General features: G+C 47.6%; 14 protein-coding genes and 1 pseudogene. All 15 read left to right on the top strand.

Annotated elements, in window-relative coordinates; all coding sequences use genetic code 11:
- The first annotated feature begins 106 nt into the window (after nucleotides 1-106).
- Nucleotides 107-2,587 (top strand): stage II sporulation protein E, encoded by a 2,481-nt coding sequence (spoIIE, locus tag BpJC4_RS10470; protein WP_172967540.1) that lies wholly within the window; start codon nucleotides 107-109, stop codon nucleotides 2,585-2,587.
- A 114-nt stretch (nucleotides 2,588-2,701) separates the two neighbouring features.
- Nucleotides 2,702-3,439 (top strand): vWA domain-containing protein, encoded by a 738-nt coding sequence (locus tag BpJC4_RS10465; protein WP_151681539.1) that lies wholly within the window; start codon nucleotides 2,702-2,704, stop codon nucleotides 3,437-3,439.
- A complete protein-coding gene (gene prkT, locus BpJC4_RS10460) occupies nucleotides 3,405-4,388 on the top strand; it encodes a serine/threonine protein kinase PrkT (RefSeq protein ID WP_151681538.1) in 984 nt (327 codons plus the stop codon). Before BpJC4_RS10465 ends, prkT begins: the two co-directional genes overlap by 35 nt.
- A gap of 72 nt (nucleotides 4,389-4,460) precedes the next feature.
- Nucleotides 4,461-5,900, top strand: a complete 1,440-nt coding sequence (tilS, locus tag BpJC4_RS10455; RefSeq protein WP_151681537.1) for a tRNA lysidine(34) synthetase TilS — start codon at nucleotides 4,461-4,463, stop codon at nucleotides 5,898-5,900.
- Nucleotides 5,884-6,432: a hypoxanthine phosphoribosyltransferase gene (hpt, locus tag BpJC4_RS10450; protein WP_151681536.1), complete on the top strand. Its 549-nt coding sequence runs from the start codon at nucleotides 5,884-5,886 to the stop codon at nucleotides 6,430-6,432. The genes tilS and hpt overlap by 17 nt, the downstream gene beginning before the upstream one ends.
- Nucleotides 6,433-6,605: 173 nt before the next feature.
- Entirely contained in the window at nucleotides 6,606-8,618 is a 2,013-nt protein-coding gene (gene ftsH, locus BpJC4_RS10445) for an ATP-dependent zinc metalloprotease FtsH (protein WP_151681535.1), read from the top strand.
- A gap of 316 nt (nucleotides 8,619-8,934) precedes the next feature.
- A complete protein-coding gene (locus tag BpJC4_RS10440; RefSeq protein ID WP_151681534.1) occupies nucleotides 8,935-9,705 on the top strand; it encodes a type III pantothenate kinase in 771 nt (256 codons plus the stop codon).
- Nucleotides 9,706-9,719: 14 nt separating this feature from the next.
- Complete coding sequence (gene hslO / locus BpJC4_RS10435; RefSeq protein WP_151681533.1) at nucleotides 9,720-10,601, top strand: Hsp33 family molecular chaperone HslO; 882 nt, start codon at nucleotides 9,720-9,722, stop codon at nucleotides 10,599-10,601.
- Between the two features lie 154 nt (nucleotides 10,602-10,755).
- Nucleotides 10,756-11,682: a cysteine synthase A gene (gene cysK, locus BpJC4_RS10430; RefSeq protein WP_151681532.1), complete on the top strand. Its 927-nt coding sequence runs from the start codon at nucleotides 10,756-10,758 to the stop codon at nucleotides 11,680-11,682.
- Between the two features lie 139 nt (nucleotides 11,683-11,821).
- Nucleotides 11,822-12,655, top strand: a complete 834-nt coding sequence (gene folP, locus BpJC4_RS10425; RefSeq protein WP_151681531.1) for a dihydropteroate synthase — start codon at nucleotides 11,822-11,824, stop codon at nucleotides 12,653-12,655.
- Nucleotides 12,636-13,004 (top strand): dihydroneopterin aldolase, encoded by a 369-nt coding sequence (gene folB / locus BpJC4_RS10420; RefSeq protein WP_151681530.1) that lies wholly within the window; start codon nucleotides 12,636-12,638, stop codon nucleotides 13,002-13,004. The genes folP and folB overlap by 20 nt, the downstream gene beginning before the upstream one ends.
- The gene (folK, locus tag BpJC4_RS10415) at nucleotides 12,997-13,524 is read left to right on the top strand and encodes a 2-amino-4-hydroxy-6-hydroxymethyldihydropteridine diphosphokinase (protein ID WP_151681529.1); all 528 of its coding nucleotides are present in this window, start codon (nucleotides 12,997-12,999) and stop codon (nucleotides 13,522-13,524) included. The genes folB and folK overlap by 8 nt, the downstream gene beginning before the upstream one ends.
- A pseudogene (locus BpJC4_RS10410) lies at nucleotides 13,476-13,695 on the top strand (helix-turn-helix domain-containing protein). Before folK ends, BpJC4_RS10410 begins: the two are co-directional and overlap by 49 nt.
- Nucleotides 13,696-14,688, top strand: coding sequence for a tRNA dihydrouridine synthase DusB (gene dusB, locus BpJC4_RS10405; RefSeq protein ID WP_151681527.1), 993 nt, complete (start codon nucleotides 13,696-13,698; stop codon nucleotides 14,686-14,688).
- Between the two features lie 253 nt (nucleotides 14,689-14,941).
- Nucleotides 14,942-16,429: a lysine--tRNA ligase gene (gene lysS, locus BpJC4_RS10400; protein ID WP_151697875.1), complete on the top strand. Its 1,488-nt coding sequence runs from the start codon at nucleotides 14,942-14,944 to the stop codon at nucleotides 16,427-16,429.
- Nucleotides 16,430-16,782: the final 353 nt, after the last annotated feature.

The raw sequence follows: 16,782 nt of genomic DNA, 5'->3' as shown, positions 1-16,782 counted from the left end.
AAAGTCGAACTTTTCTTTTTATTTACAACGGAATTTTGACAAACTTTTGAGCAACGCTCCCTTATAATTGCATTTAACAAAACGAAATGGGGGGGTCGTTGTGAATATGGGAAAAATTGAGCGGGGTATTATCGAACAAGGGAGCAATGTGGATTTCGAGGAGACGAAAATGGAGTTTGCAAAAGGGTGGAAACGGCTCCAAGAAAAATTTGAATCCGTTTTTGTCCAAAAAGGGCTCAGCCTGCTTGTTATCGGGTTTTTGCTGGGAAGGGCACTCATTTTATCTCATTTTACACCGTTTGCGCTGCCGTTTTTTGCGGCTGTTTATGCAATGAAAAGGGACAAGGCGCCGATCGCTTTGCTCGGCCTCACCGCGGGCAGCTTAACAGTTTCTGTTGCGAACGGCGTTTATACGTTGGCATCCACCATCCTCTTTGTGCTTGTTTTCAGGCTGTTCGGCAAATACCATAAGGAAGAAATGCGGGTGCTGCCGTATTACATTCTTGCCATATCCTTCATCTCAAAATGCGTTTATTTCTATCTTCAGCAGCAATTCCAGCTCGCGCCTTATGACAGCCTCTTGGCGGGCGTGGAAGCATGCTTAACGTTTATCCTCACCATGATATTTATGCAAAGCATTCCGATATTATCACAAACAAGGCGGAAAAAAACATTAAAAACGGAGGAAGTCGTCAGTTTAATCATCATGCTGGCCTCCGTCCTGACCGGCACGATCGGCTGGTCAATAAACGGTCTGTCGGTTGAGCATATATTATCGCGTTATCTCGTCCTCCTGTTTGCTTTTGTTGGGGGCGCCACCGTCGGATCGACCGTCGGGGTTGTCACCGGGCTCATTTTCAGCCTCGCCAACGTGTCAAGTTTTTACCAAATGAGCCTGCTTGCATTCGCCGGGCTGCTGTGCGGTTTATTAAAGGAAGGAAAGCGCGGCGGGGCGTCGGCCGGCCTGCTGATTGCCACACTTTTAATCGGCATGTACGGCGAAACCAGCACGCCTTTAAGCGAGACGCTGTATGAATCATGCATCAGCATCGTCCTCTTGTTTTTGACGCCGCGCTCGTTTACCAGAAAAATGGCCAGGCATATCCCGGGGACAGCCGAGTATGCAAAAGAACAGCAGCAATATTTGCGGAAAGTGCGTGATGCCACCGTCCACCGCGTCGAACAGTTTTCGTCCGTTTTTCATGCGCTTTCCACAAGCTTCTCGCAGTATGACCAGGCAAAAGAAGAAGAGGATCAAGAACGGGAACTCGATTATTTTTTCAGCAACATCACGGAGCGGACGTGCCAGACCTGCTTTAAAAAAGAACAGTGCTGGGCAAAAAACTTTGACCGGACATATGACTTGCTGAAGATGACAATGAAAGACCTGGATGAAGGGGACGGGACCGTTTCCCGCCGGGTCCACCGCGAGCTTGAAAAACATTGCGTAAAGGCGAAAAAAGTGGAAGATGCAATCCTCCAGGAATTGTCTTTCTATCAGGCGAATCAAAAATTGAAACAAATGATTAAAGAAAGCAGAAAAATTGTGGCGGAACAGCTTCAGGGTGTTTCGGAAGTAATGGGCGATTTTGCGAAAGAGATCCAGCGGGAACGTGAAAACCACCAACGGCAGGAAGAAATGATTCTGGAGGCGCTGCAGGATTTCGGGCTCGACATTGACCAGGTTGAGATTTACAGCCTTGAAGCGGGCAATATTGATATCGATATTACGCTGCCGCAGTACAGCGGTTACGGGGAGTGCGAAAAAATTATCGCCCCGATGCTTTCGGATATTTTAGGGGAAACGATTGTTGTCCAAAAAGAAGATTTCAGTTCGCATGCCGGCGGGCTTGGCTATGTGACATTCCGGTCGGCCAAGGCGTATGTGGTGGAAACAGGCGTGGCGCATGCCGCGAAAGGGGGCGGATTTATTTCCGGGGACAGTTATTCCATGATCGAGCTCGGGTCGAGGAAATATGCGATCGCGATCAGCGACGGGATGGGAAACGGCGAGCGCGCCCACCATGAAAGCAGTGAAACGCTCAGGCTGCTCCGGCAGATTTTGCAGTCCGGGATCGAGGAAAAAATCGCGATCAAATCGGTGAATTCGATCCTGGCGCTCAGGACACAGGAAGAAGTGTTTTCCACGCTCGATCTCGCCATGATTGATCTGCAGGATGCGAGCGGCAAATTTTTGAAAATCGGATCGACACCGAGTTTTATAAAGCGCGGCGATAAAGTCATCAAAATCGAATCGGGGAATTTGCCGATGGGGATGATCCAGGAATTTGATGTCGATGTGGTTTCCCGGCAATTGAAAGCCGGTGATATTTTGATCATGATGAGTGACGGGATTTTTGAAGGGCCGAAATATGTGGAAAACTCAGAACTTTGGATGAAGCGGAAGATCAGAGAAATCGAAACGGAAGATCCCCAGGAAATTGCCGATCTCCTTTTGGAAGAAGTGATCCGTTCCAGATCCGGGCTGATCGAAGACGATATGACCGTTGTTGTGGCAAAAGTCAAGCACAATATCCCGAAATGGGCCGCCATTCCGGTCAGCAAAGGGAAAAAGTTGATTTCATAGAAAAGCGGAGGACATACAGGTGTGAAAGGGGGCAGATTGTATATATTTTCTCCCGATTGTCGATGATGGTAAAAACGGCATTACAGCCATCAACGGACGAGGAGGAGAAGAAAGATGAATGCAGGCACATTAAAACAAATTTTACTCATTACGGACGGTTGTTCAAACCAGGGTGGCGATCCGGCGGCGGCCGCTGCTTTGGCCAGGGAAGAAGGTATTACCGTCAATGTGATTGGGGTGATGGAACGCGATATTATCGATGAAAAAGGCGCAAAAGAAATTCAAGATATCGCCATGTCGGGAGGTGGCGTCAGCCAAATCGTTTATACAAGGAATTTATCGCAAACGGTGCAGATGGTCACAAGAAGGGCAATGACGCAAACGATCCAGGGGGTTGTCAACAGGGAGTTAAAGCAGATTTTAGGGGATTCGGCATCGATAGAAGCGCTGCCCCCGGAAAAGCGCGGAGACGTGTTGGAGGTGGTCGATGAGCTGGGCGAAACGGTGGATTTGGAAATTTTAATTTTGGTCGATACAAGCGCAAGCATGAAACCAAAACTCCCGACAGTAAAAGAAGCTTTGCTCGATTTATCGTTAAGCTTGAATGCGCGGATGGGAAATAATCAATTTTCAGTTTTTGTATTTCCTGGGAAAAGGACCGAAGTGGAGAAATTACTTGACTGGACGCCGAAACTGGAATCTTTAACAAGTATTTTTCCAAAACTGCAGGTGGGCGGCATTACTCCGACGGGACCTGCGATACATGAAGCGATCCACTACTTCGGGCGAAAAAGGCAGTTAAGGGGATTGTTACCGCATGATGACGAACGATACTTTGAAGAGTCGATCTAATTATCCTTCGGGCACGGTCATAACGGGAAAGTGGCATAAAAAACAATACAGGATCCGAAAAAAACTGGGGGTGGGTGCAAACGGCGCTGTTTACCTAGCGGAATCGGAAGCGGGCCCTGTCGCGTTGAAAATAGGCGCCAGCACCGCTTCAATGGCTTCCGAGGCCAATGTATTAAAATCATTTGCCAAGGCCCAAGGGCACTCCCTCGGGCCTTCTTTGCTGGACGCGGATGATTGGGAACCCGGGGCGGAACCGATCCCGTTTTATGCCATGGAATATATCCATGGGCCGGACCTGCTTTCTTTCGTTTCCGAAAAAGGTTTTGCCTGGGCGGGAGTACTGGTCGTGCAGCTCCTTTCAGATGTGCATCATTTGCATGAGCAAGGATGGATCTTTGGAGACTTGAAGCCTGAAAATTTATTGGTGGAGGTGCCGTCCAACCGCATCCGCTGCATCGATCCGGGCGGAATGACAAAGATCGGGCGTTCTGTGAAAGAATTTACGGAGTTTTTTGACAGGGGTTATTGGGGCCTCGGCCCGCGGAAAGCCGATCCAGGCTACGATCTGTTTTCCGTTGCCATGGTCATGATCAATCTTGCTTACCAGCGCCGGTTCACGAAAAAGAATAATAACGGCCTGTTGCAGCTTATGGCAGCAGTAAAGCAGCATCCAGGGCTGAAAAAGTTCGAGCCGGTCCTCCGCAAAGCATTGCGTGGCACATATCGTTCGGCTTCCGAAATGAGGCGGGAATTGCTCGGGCTTTTAACGCAAGAAAAAACCGCGGATAAGCGGGGATATTCCGGGAAAGGGGAGCCCCAAAAACAAAAGGTCCGGATGTCGAGGGTGAAAAAACGCAAGTTCCGAAAATTAAAAAAGATTTTTGCCGGGATTGCCATCATTGTGATTGTGTCTATGTTATACTGGATATATAGCTTTTACATCGTTTGAATATGTTTAGAAATTTATGGGTGCCCATGTTAAAATGGATGTAACAAAAACTCGCAAAAGGAAAGGTTTTATATGCTGCCGTTTGAGGAAGAGGTATCCAATTTTATCAAAAAACACCGGCTGATTGAAAAGGGCGACCACCTTCTTGTGGCGGTTTCCGGCGGGCCGGATTCGCTTGCGCTGCTCCACTTTCTGGCGACAAGAAGCGAACGCTTCCATGCCAAGATTACTGCCGCCCATATTGACCATATGATCAGGGGGGAAGCGTCATACAACGACCTCTTATTTGTGGAAAGTTTTTGTAAAACATTACAAATTGGATGCGAAACTGCGAGAATTCCGATCCTGGAAAAAATGAAGGAGGAGGGTCTCGGCCTCGAGGAAACGGCCAGAAAATACCGTTACGGTTTTTTGGCGGAAACGATGGGGAAAATAAAGGCAAATAAAGTCGTATTCGGCCACCACGGCGATGACCAGATTGAAACGGTATTGATGCGTCTCACAAGGGGAACAGGCGGAAAAGGGAGGGCCGGGATCCCTTTCAGGCGGCCGTTTGCAAAAGGCGAGATCATCCGCCCCCTTTTAGGCACGACAAAAAAAGAAATTGAATCCTACTGTCTCCATTACCGCCTCAAGCCCCGTACTGACGCGAGCAACGAATCGCCCGCTTATACGAGAAACCGGTTCCGCTCCGTTGTCCTGCCATTTTTAAAAGAAGAAAATCCGCAGGTCCACGCGCATTTCCAAAGATTCAGCGAAGAACTGCTGGAAGATGAGGCTTTTCTTTACGGGCTGGCGCAGGAAAAAATACAGGAAGCACTTGCGGTGGAAGGCCGGTCCTGCACGCTTGATATCCCAAAGTTCAAACGGATGCCTTTACCTTTACAAAGGAGGGGGATTCATCTAATATTAAAATATCTTTACAATAGTGATTTGAAAAACATCACAGCCATACATACTGATGCTATTATAAAATTGGCCGGCAGCCCGCACCCGTCCGGAAGAGTTGACCTGCCCGGGGGGGTAAAAGCGGTGAGGGACTACGGGAGATGCATTTTTGCTTTCCGGGAACCTGCCGCCGGCATTACTACATACCAATACGATTTAGACGAAGGGATGGAAATTGATCTGCCGAACGGATATACGATAAGGCTTGAAAAACAGGAAATTTCATATTCATACCTTCCGAAGAATATGCTATTATTACACGTAAACGATATTTCTCTCCCCTTGATCGTCCGCACCCGGAAACCAGGGGATAGAATTGAAGTAAAAGGATTAGACGGCTCAAAAAAGGTAAAAGATATATTTATTGACGAAAAAATTTCAAAGCCGGAAAGAGACATATGGCCGGTTGTAACCGATTCAAACGGAACCATTTTATGGCTTCCGAATCTAAAAAAATCAAGATTTGAACCAAATCATGTTTTACCTCATGAAACCTACTATATTGTGCATTACTGTAAGCAAACAACTTCTAGGGGGCAATCACGAGATGAACCAGGATATTGAAAAAATATTAATTACAGAAGAGGAAGTCCAGCAAAAAGTAAAGGAATTGGGCGAGCAGCTGACGAAAGAATATGATGGTAGGTTTCCGCTTGCAATCGGGGTATTGAAAGGGGCCATGCTGTTTATGGCCGATCTTGTCAAGCATATTGATACATATTTGGAAATGGATTTTATGGATGTATCCAGTTATGGTAATTCAACTGTTTCATCCGGGGAAGTCAAAATTATAAAAGATTTGGACACGTCGGTTGAAGGCCGCGACATCCTCATCATAGAAGATATCATTGACAGCGGGATGACGCTCAGCTATCTTGTTGAATTGTTCCGTTACCGGAAAGCGAAATCCATTAAAATTGTGACATTGCTCGACAAACCATCCGGACGTAAAGCAGATATCCAGGCGGATTACGTCGGCTTTAACGTTCCGGACGAATTCGTCGTCGGTTACGGCCTCGATTACGCGGAAAAGTACCGCAACCTTCCTTACATCGGCGTCCTGAAGCCTTCCGTTTATACCCATCAGGAAGAGTAATCTTTTCCCAAAAAAACCGGACGAAAACGGAAGATTAAGGCTATATGTATGGAAAGCGAAAAAGAAAACGGTCGTTGATAAAAATATGAAAACAGGTGCAAAAGGTTGTTAAATTAAAAATTACTATAGTACTATTGAATATAGTTTTTTAAGACCGTGGGAGGAGGTAAGGAATGAATCGGATCTTTAGAAATACAATCTTCTATGTATTATTATTTCTCGTCCTGATTGGGATCGTAAGTTATTTCAATAATAGCAGCGAAACGACGGAAACCATTTCATATGATCAATTTGTTTCTTATTTGGATAATGGCAGTGTAAAGAGCTTTACCACGCAGCCTTCAAGGGGCGTTTATGAGGTCCGGGGCCAGCTGGATAATAATAAACAGTTTGTCACTTATGTTATGGATGACCAGGCCATGCTCAACCGGATCGATAAAGCGGCGGCGGACAAAAATGTTAAAGTGGATGTCCTGCCGGCAAAAGAAACGAATGGGTGGGTATCATTCCTGACATCCATTATCCCGTTCGTGATCATCTTTATTCTATTCTTCTTCCTGATGAACCAGGCACAGGGCGGCGGGGGCCGTGTCATGAATTTCGGGAAGAGCAAAGCAAGGCTTTACTCTGATGATAAAAAGAAAGTCCGTTTCCGCGACGTCGCCGGGGCGGACGAAGAAAAGCAGGAACTTGTCGAAGTGGTCGAGTTCTTAAAAGATCCCCGCAAGTTCTCGGAATTGGGCGCCCGCATCCCGAAAGGCGTACTGCTCGTCGGGCCTCCGGGTACCGGTAAAACATTGCTGGCAAGGGCAGTTGCCGGTGAAGCAGGAGTTCCTTTCTTCTCCATCAGCGGTTCTGATTTTGTCGAAATGTTTGTCGGTGTTGGTGCAAGCCGTGTCCGTGATTTGTTTGAAAATGCGAAAAAGAACGCGCCTTGTATCATCTTTATTGATGAAATCGACGCAGTCGGTCGTCAGCGCGGAGCCGGACTTGGCGGCGGCCATGATGAACGCGAACAAACGTTAAACCAATTGCTCGTTGAAATGGACGGTTTCAGCGCCAATGAAGGGATTATCATTATTGCGGCAACGAACCGTCCGGATATTCTCGACCCTGCGTTGCTGCGGCCGGGCCGTTTTGACAGACAGATTACCGTCGACCGCCCGGATGTCAACGGCCGGGAAGCAGTGCTCCGCGTCCATGCGCGCAATAAGCCGCTCGACCCTTCTGTCGATTTAAAAGCCATTGCCCAACGAACGCCGGGCTTCTCGGGAGCCGACTTGGAGAACTTGCTCAATGAAGCGGCGCTGATTGCAGCGCGGGCTTCCAAGAAAAAAATTGACATGCATGATATCGATGAAGCGACAGACCGTGTCATTGCCGGACCGGCTAAAAAAAGCCGCGTCATTTCCGAAAAAGAACGCAATATTGTTGCATACCATGAAAGCGGGCATACGATTATCGGGCTTGTGCTGGATGAAGCAGAAATCGTCCAGAAGGTTACGATCGTTCCGCGCGGCCAGGCCGGCGGATATGCGATGATGGTTCCGAAAGAAGACCGTTACTTTATGACAAAGCCGGAACTGCTCGATAAGATTACCGGGTTGCTTGGCGGCCGCGTTTCCGAAGAGATTACGTTCGGCGAAGTGTCGACAGGAGCTTCCAATGACTTTGAACGCGCCACTAATATTGCCAGGCGGATGGTAACGGAATTCGGGATGAGCGAAAAACTCGGGCCGATGCAGTTCGGTTCATCGCAAGGCCAGGTATTTTTGGGCAGAGACATCAATAACGACCAAAATTATTCCGATAAAATCGCATATGAAATTGATATCGAAATTCAAAATATCATGAAATTGTGCTATGAACGTGCAAAGCAAATTTTACTGGAGCACCGGGATAAGCTGGAATTGATCGCAAAAACACTGTTGGAAGTTGAAACGCTGGATGCAAAACAAATCAAACATTTGTTTGAGCACGGCACATTGCCGGATAAACCTGTCTCCAACCAGGATCCGACTGAAATCGGGGGGACAGAGCCGCGTGTCAAACTGCAGCCGAAGCAGGATAGGGTGAACGAAGTCGACCCGGACGCCGGAAGCAACCTTGATTCCGGAATGCCGCTCGAAAGGCGACCTGAAAAGTTCGGGCCAACAAAACCAACAGATGATGAAGATCAAGTGTGATCCATGAAGCGCAAAAAAGCACCGTCTAAAAAATTGGCGGTGCTTTTTTTGAAGGATTGTTAAAATTTTTGTTGAATTCCGGCATGCGCCACTATTTCTGGGTTCCTGTTCTGCAGGAAACCTTCCAATTTGACATGACTCATCAAAGAAGCATTTAGGGCGCAAATTCTCTGTTTTTTCGGTAATGGGCTGTTTCTTTCGTACATCTTTTTTGGGGTCGGGCTTTCCAACATGGCCATGAAAGCATTCTCTGTAGAACAAAGATTATGGTATGATGGTTGCGTAATCGAATATAGATAAATAAAGTGGTGAGCATATGTTACTTGTGATCGATGTCGGGAATACAAACATTGTACTAGGTGTATATGATAAAGACGAATTAAAATACCATTGGCGCATTCAAACGGTACGTGACAAAACGGATGATGAATACGGCATGTCGCTGAAAGCATTATTTAACCATGTCGGCATTGATTTCAAAGATATCACCGGGATCATCATTTCATCCGTTGTGCCGCCGATCATGTATGCATTGGAAAGAATGTGCAGCAAATATTTTCACGTGTCTCCGCTTATTGTTGGTCCGGGGATTAAAACGGGGCTCGACATTAAGTACGACAATCCGCGTGAAGTCGGCGCAGACCGGATTGTCAATGCGGTGGCGGGCATCCATGAGTACGGAAGCCCGTTGATTATTGTGGATTTCGGGACCGCAACCACTTATTGTTATATTAATGAGGACAAGCAGTACATGGGGGGAGCGATTGCGCCCGGCATCGGCATTTCCGCGGAGGCGCTGTATTCCAGGGCTGCCAAATTGCCGCGGATTGAAATTGCGAGCCCGGATGATATTATCGGCCGTAACACCGTCTCAGCCATGCAGGCGGGGATTGTTTTCGGCTATGTGGGACAGGTTGAAGGTATCGTCTCCCGGATGAAAGCAAAAAGTAAGAAAGACCCGATTGTAATTGCAACCGGCGGGCATGCGCCCCTGATTGCAAAAGAATCGAATAGCATCGATATTGTAGACCAGTTTTTAACTTTAAAAGGTCTATACCTGATCTACAAACGGAACGTGCAGTATTAAAGGAGGATTTTCTGTTGACGGATTACTTAATCAAAGCTTTGGCATATGACGGGCAAGTGCGCGCATACGCAGCGGATACGACACAAACGGTTGGCGAGGCGCAACGCAGGCATTATACGTGGCCGACGGCATCGGCCGCATTGGGAAGGACATTGACGGCAGGCGCCATGATGGGGGCAATGCTCAAAGGCGACGAGAAAATTACAATTAAGGTGGAAGGCGGCGGCCCGATCGGTGTAATCCTCGTGGATGCAAATGCGCACGGTGAAGTCCGCGGGTATGTCACGAATCCGCAAACCCATTTTGATGTAAATGAAAAAGGAAAGCTCGATGTCCGGCGCGCGGTCGGAACGGACGGAACCCTGACGGTTGTAAAAGACCTCGGGTTGCGTGAACATTTCTCTGGCCAGGTTCCGCTTGTTTCCGGAGAGCTTGGCGAAGATTTTACCTACTACTTTGCCGCTTCGGAGCAAGTGCCTTCCGCGGTTGGCGTGGGGGTGCTTGTCAATCCGGACAACACGATTTTGGCGTCGGGCGGTTTTATCATTCAGCTTATGCCGGGAACAGGGGAGGAAATCATTACGGCCATTGAAAACAAGATTGCCAATACAGCCCCGATTTCCGAGCTGATCCGGAAGGGATTAACACCGGAAGAAATTTTAGAAAGCCTCCTCGGCAAAGGAAATGTACAGGTATTGGACAAAATGCCGGTCCGTTTTGAATGCACCTGCTCAAAAGAAAAATTTGCATCCGCCATGATCAGCCTCGGGAAAAAAGAAATCCGGGAAATGATTGAAGAAGACGGGCAGGCTGAAGCCGTCTGCCATTTCTGTCGGGAAAAATACCACTTCACCCGCGAAGATTTGGAAAAACTGCTGGAAGAAGCAAAGGGGTAATAAGAAAAGTGGAAACACTTTGCCCAAGGGCGGCCCATCCTTTTTAGGAATTTTGTCATAGAGAAGCAAGGCATTCCAGTTGACAACCTGGCAAAATGATGTTATTTTTTAAATATTAAACCAATAAAAATACTCGGAATATGAGGTGGATGTCTTGGCACATTTTGCAAATTCGGTTGCCGAATTGGTCGGCAAAACACCGGTCGTAAAAGTAAACCGCTTAACAGACGAAAATTCTGCAGAAGTGTATTTAAAATTGGAGTATTTCAATCCCGCCAGCAGCGTAAAAGACCGTATTGCGCTTGCCATGATTGAAGATGCAGAGAAAAAAGGCCGCTTAAAACCGGGCGATACGATTGTCGAGCCGACAAGCGGAAACACAGGGATTGGGCTTGCAATGATTGCGGCTGCAAAGGGGTACAAAGCTGTCATTGTCATGCCTGAAACGATGAGCCTCGAACGCCGCAGCCTGCTTCGCGCATACGGGGCAAAACTTGTATTGACCCCTGGTTCAGAAGGCATTAAAGGCGCTGTCAATAAAGCCGAACAGCTTGTAAAAGAAAATGGCTACTTCATGCCGCAGCAATTCCAAAACCCGGCCAACCCGGAAATCCACCGTTTGACAACGGGGAAAGAAATCATCGAACAAATGGGAGACCAGCTTGACGCATTTGTTGCCGGCGTCGGTACCGGCGGAACGATTACAGGTGCTGGCCAGGCATTGCGTGAAGCTTACCCGGATATCAAAATTTATGCGGTAGAACCGGACGATTCACCGCTCCTGTCCGAAGGCAAACCGGGTCCGCATAAAATCCAGGGCATCGGCACCAACTTTGTCCCTGAGACGCTGGATAAAAACATTTATGATGAAATCATCCGCGTCAAAACAGAAGAAGCTTTTGAAGCTGCAAGAAAAGCGGCAAAAGAAGAAGGCGTGCTTGGCGGCATTTCATCCGGTGCGGCCATTTTCGCGGCCCTCGAGGTTGCGAAAAAACTCGGAAAAGGCAAGAAAGTGCTTGCCGTTGTTCCGGATACCGGCGAACGTTACCTGAGCACACCGCTTTACCAGTTTGAAGATTAAGCAGCGGATCCAAACCCCGTGGAGGAAAATTCTCTGCGGGTTTTCTTTTTTACCTGTAAAAATACGGATGTTTTATACGTGGAACGGAATTATGATAGACTATATTTATTGAAATGAAAGAAAAAGGGGAGAATAAAAATTGAAGTGTGGCCGGTTCGAGCTCGATTTTTCGAAAAAAACATATGTGATGGGCATTTTAAATGTCACGCCGGACTCTTTTTCCGACGGGGGGAATTTTTTTCATACAGACGAGGCAGTAAAACATGCATACCAAATGGTGGAAGACGGTGCCGATCTGCTCGATATCGGCGGCGAATCGACAAGGCCGGGGCATAAACCCATTTCCGCAGAAGAAGAACTGGAAAGGATTTTGCCGGTGATTCAGGCGGTCTCGGGAAACATACAAGTTCCGATTTCCGTAGATACGTATAAAGCGAAAACGGCAGATGAAGCGGTTCAAGCAGGGGCGCATATCATCAACGATGTATGGGGCGCAAAGCGGGATCCGGAAATCGCAGCTGTTGCTGCAAAGCATCGCGTTCCGATCATTTTAATGCATAACCGGGAAAATGCGTATTACGAAAATTTTATGCGCGACTGCCTGTATGATCTTTATGAAAGCATTAATATTGCAAAAAAAGCCGGTGTGGAAGATGACCAAATTATCTTGGATCCGGGTATTGGTTTTGCAAAAGGGTTTATGGAAGACCTCGAAATGATGCAAAACTTGGATAAGCTTGTTGCCCTCGGTTACCCGGTTTTGCTTGCCGCATCGAGAAAGCGGATGATCGGCCATGTGCTCGGACTGCCGGTCGATGAGAGAATGGAGGGCACGGGGGCGGTTTGCTGCTATGGGATTACAAAAGGCTGCCATATGGTGCGCGTCCATGACGTAAAGCCGGTCAGCAGAATGGTGAAAATAATGGATGCGCTTGTTGGAAAGGGGAAACCGGATGGACAAGATTCTTATTAATGAAATGGAGTTTTACGGCTATCACGGTGTGTTTCCGGAAGAGGCAAAACTGGGCCAGCGTTTCCGCGTATCGCTGACCCTTTATTTGGATTTAAAGCAGGCGGGATTGACAGACCGGTTGGAAGAAACGGTCAGTTATGCGGATGTATACAATCTGGCTAAAACGATCGTAGAAGGGCGCCCTTACCGTTTGCTTGAGGCCGTAGCGGAAAAATTGGCCGGGTCAATCCTTGCTTCATTTGATAAAATCTTGGAAGTAACGGTAAAAGTGACCAAACCGGATCCCCCTATCCCCGGCCATTACCAATCTGTTGCGGTAGAAATTACGAGGAGAAGAGACAATGGATAATTTTGCTTATTTGGCACTCGGGTCCAATATTGAGCCGCGCTTTTCCTATTTGCTTGATGCGGTCAAAGCGCTTGAAAACAACCTGGAAATTAAGGTTTGCAAAGTTTCATCGATTTATGAAACCGATCCGGTCGGCTACACGGATCAAGGAAAATTTTTGAATATGGCGGTAAAAATCAACACCGGTTTATCGCCTTTCGAACTGCTTGATGCATGCCTCCGGATTGAAAAAGCTTTGGGAAGAAAAAGGGAAATCCGATGGGGACCGCGGACGATCGATCTTGACATTTTGCTGTATAATCATGAAAATATGGAAACAGAGACACTTGTACTCCCACACCCGAGAATGCATGAAAGGGCATTTGTTTTAGTTCCACTCACAGAATTGGACAACTCGCTCATACATCCTGTTACAAAAATCCCTTTTGCAAAATTGCTTGAAGCATGTATAGACAGAGAAGGGATCCGGCTATGGAAACAGATAAGCGGGGAAGGCGTATCCGCGCTTTCCGGAAATTAAAAGGATTTACACAGGAAAGTTTTGCGAGGAAGATGGGTGTTTCTGTGTCTGTGCTCGGGGAAGTGGAAAGCAGAACGGAATGGCCCTCGGAAGCACTGTTGGAAAAAATTTCATCCGTTTTTTGATATACCGATAGATGAAATCATCCGCGATGAAAAAGGAGGTTTATGAATGTTAAAAATCCGCGATATTGAAATGAAAAACCCTGTCGTTTTAGCGCCTATGGCCGGCGTCTGCAATTCCGCCTTCCGCCTGACCGTCAAAGAGTTCGGCGCAGGACTTGTTTGCGCCGAAATGATCAGCGATAAAGGGATCCTTTACAAAAATGAAAAAACGCTAAACATGCTGTATATTGACGAACGGGAAAAACCGATGAGCCTGCAGATTTTCGGCGGGGAAAAAGAGTCACTTGTCGAAGCAGCCAAATTTGTCGATAAAAATACGAATGCCGACATCATTGATATCAACATGGGCTGCCCGGTCAATAAAGTCATTAAGTGTGAAGCGGGCGCGAAATGGCTGCTTGACCCGAACAAAATTTACGAAATGGTGGCAGCGGTTGTCGATGCCGTTGAAAAGCCGGTCACGGTTAAAATGCGGATGGGCTGGGATGACAAGCATATTTATGCGGTGGAAAATGCCCGGGCTGTGGAACGCGCAGGCGGATCTGCCGTTTCACTGCACGGCCGAACCCGTGAGCAGATGTATGAAGGGCATGCGAACTGGGACATTATCCGTGAAGTGAAACAAGCGGTAAATATCCCTGTGATCGGAAACGGCGATGTGAAAACACCGCAGGATGCAAAACGGATGCTCGATGAAACCGGGGTGGACGGGGTCATGATCGGGCGCGCCGCACTCGGCAACCCGTGGATGATCTACCGGACGGTGAAATACCTGGAAACCGGCGAATTAATCGGAGAGCCTTCCATCCGCGAAAAAATCGATGTCTGCATCTTGCACCTCGACCGCCTGATCGCGTTGAAAAACGAAGAAATCGCAGTCCGCGAAATGAGAAAGCATGCTGCATGGTATTTAAAAGGCCTGCGAGGCAATGCCAAAGTGCGGAACGGCATTAATGCGTGCGAAACAAGGGAGGATCTTGTCACCCTCCTACGCAATTATGTGGAAGAGCAGGAAGCAAAACAAAAACAAGCAGTGTAAGGATGATAACTGCCAGTGGAATCACTGGCAGTTATCATGTTCGCTCTTGTACATAAAGAAAAACCTTTTTAATGATGTCTGAACGGAAAAGATTGTGTACAATAATAGAGGTATACGGCTATAATGGCTAATGTTGAACGGCGGACCATTCAAGCATTGATTGGCAGAATACAAGGAAGGGCAGCTTTCCTTTTTCGTAAGTTTGAGCAAATATTGGCCGGTGTATTTTTAACGATTGGAGGAAAATGTTTAGATGAGTGGCGAAAATATAAATGAACAGTATCTCGTCCGGAAAGAAAAAATGGAGGCGCTTCGGGAAAAAGGCATCGATCCGTTCGGCAAACGCTTTGATCGGACGGCAAACACCGAGGAATTAAAGCAAAAATATGGCGAATGGACGGAAGAAGAACTGGAAGAAAAAGAGATTCCCGTTGCCATTGCCGGGAGGATCATGACAAAACGGCGGAAAGGGAAAGCAGGTTTCGCCCATATCCAGGATCTAAAGGGGCAAATCCAATTTTATATTCGCCAGGACGCTGTCGGGGAAGAACAGTACGAGTTGTTTAAAAACGCCGACCTTGGGGATATCGTCGGCCTCAAAGGAACAGTTTTCCGCACGAAAGTAGGGGAGCTGTCCGTAAAGGTCAAAGAGTTTATTCTGTTAACGAAAGCGCTGCGCCCGCTGCCGGATAAATTCCACGGCCTGCGCGACATTGAACAGCGCTACCGCCAGCGTTATCTGGACCTGATCATGAACGAAGAAAGCAAAAATACGTTCATCGCAAGAAGCCGGATTGTCCAATCAATCCGCAATTATTTGGACAAAAGCGGCTACCTTGAAGTCGAAACGCCAATGATGCATACCATTGCCGGGGGAGCGGCTGCACACCCGTTTATTACGCACCATAATGCATTGGATATGGACCTGTACATGCGGATCGCGATTGAACTCCATCTAAAACGCCTGATTGTCGGCGGTTTAGAAAAAGTATATGAAATCGGGCGCGTATTCCGCAACGAAGGCATTGACACCCGTCACAACCCTGAGTTCACTATGCTCGAACTATATGAAGCATATGCGGATTTTAATGATATTATGCGACTGACCGAAAACTTGATTGCCCACACGGCGAAAGAAGTACTGGGCAAAACCACCATCCAATACGGAGAACATGAAGTGAACCTCGAGCCGGAATGGCGCCGCCTGCATATGGTGGATGCTATTAAAGAATATACGGGCGTCGATTTCTGGAATGTCACGAGCACAGAAGAAGCGAGGGCGCTTGCGAAAGAACACAATATTGAGATTACGGAGCATATGGAATACGGGCATATCGTGAACGAATTTTTTGAGCAAAGGGTGGAAGACAAACTCATCCAGCCGACATTCATTTACGGCCATCCGGTGGAAATCTCCCCGCTGGCCAGGAAAAATGAAAAAGACCCGCGGTTTACAGACCGATTTGAGCTGTTTATCGTAGGGCGTGAACATGCCAATGCGTTCACGGAGCTCAATGACCCGATCGACCAGCGCGAACGTTTCCTTAACCAGTTAAAAGAACGGGAACAAGGAAATGATGAAGCACACCAAATGGATGAAGACTTCCTGGAAGCTTTGGAATACGGCATGCCGCCAACAGGTGGGCTCGGCATCGGCATCGACCGACTCGTGATGCTGTTAACGAATTCCCCATCCATCCGCGATGTGCTGCTCTTCCCTTTGATGAAAAGCAGAGGTTAAAAAACGGCTTTGGCCCTGCTTAAGTTTGTAGGCTTTAACGCGCGTGCATGAATAGATGAATGAAAAGGCGGTTGGAGGCATTTTTGCCCGGCTCTTATGACAAAAGCCGAGATTTCAAATAGACGAAAAAGCAGCGGGAACTGTTTGCCGGGTTCCGCTGCTTTTTTTGGGTGCGCCTGGCATGGCTGCACTCTATAGGGTGAAAGTCCCGAATCGCGAAGGCAGTAGTAGCGATAGCCTAACGCAAGGGTGTCCGTAGTGATGCGGAATCTGAAGGAAGCGAGCGGCAAAACCTCCGATTCTTGAGGAACACGAACCTCATACAAGGCTAGGTATCATTGGATGAGCTTGCC

The sequence above is a fragment of the Weizmannia acidilactici genome (genome assembly GCF_008974185.1).
GTDB lineage: Bacteria > Bacillota > Bacilli > Bacillales > Bacillaceae_C > Weizmannia > Weizmannia acidilactici.
This window is presented reverse-complemented; position numbering and strand designations above follow the sequence as displayed.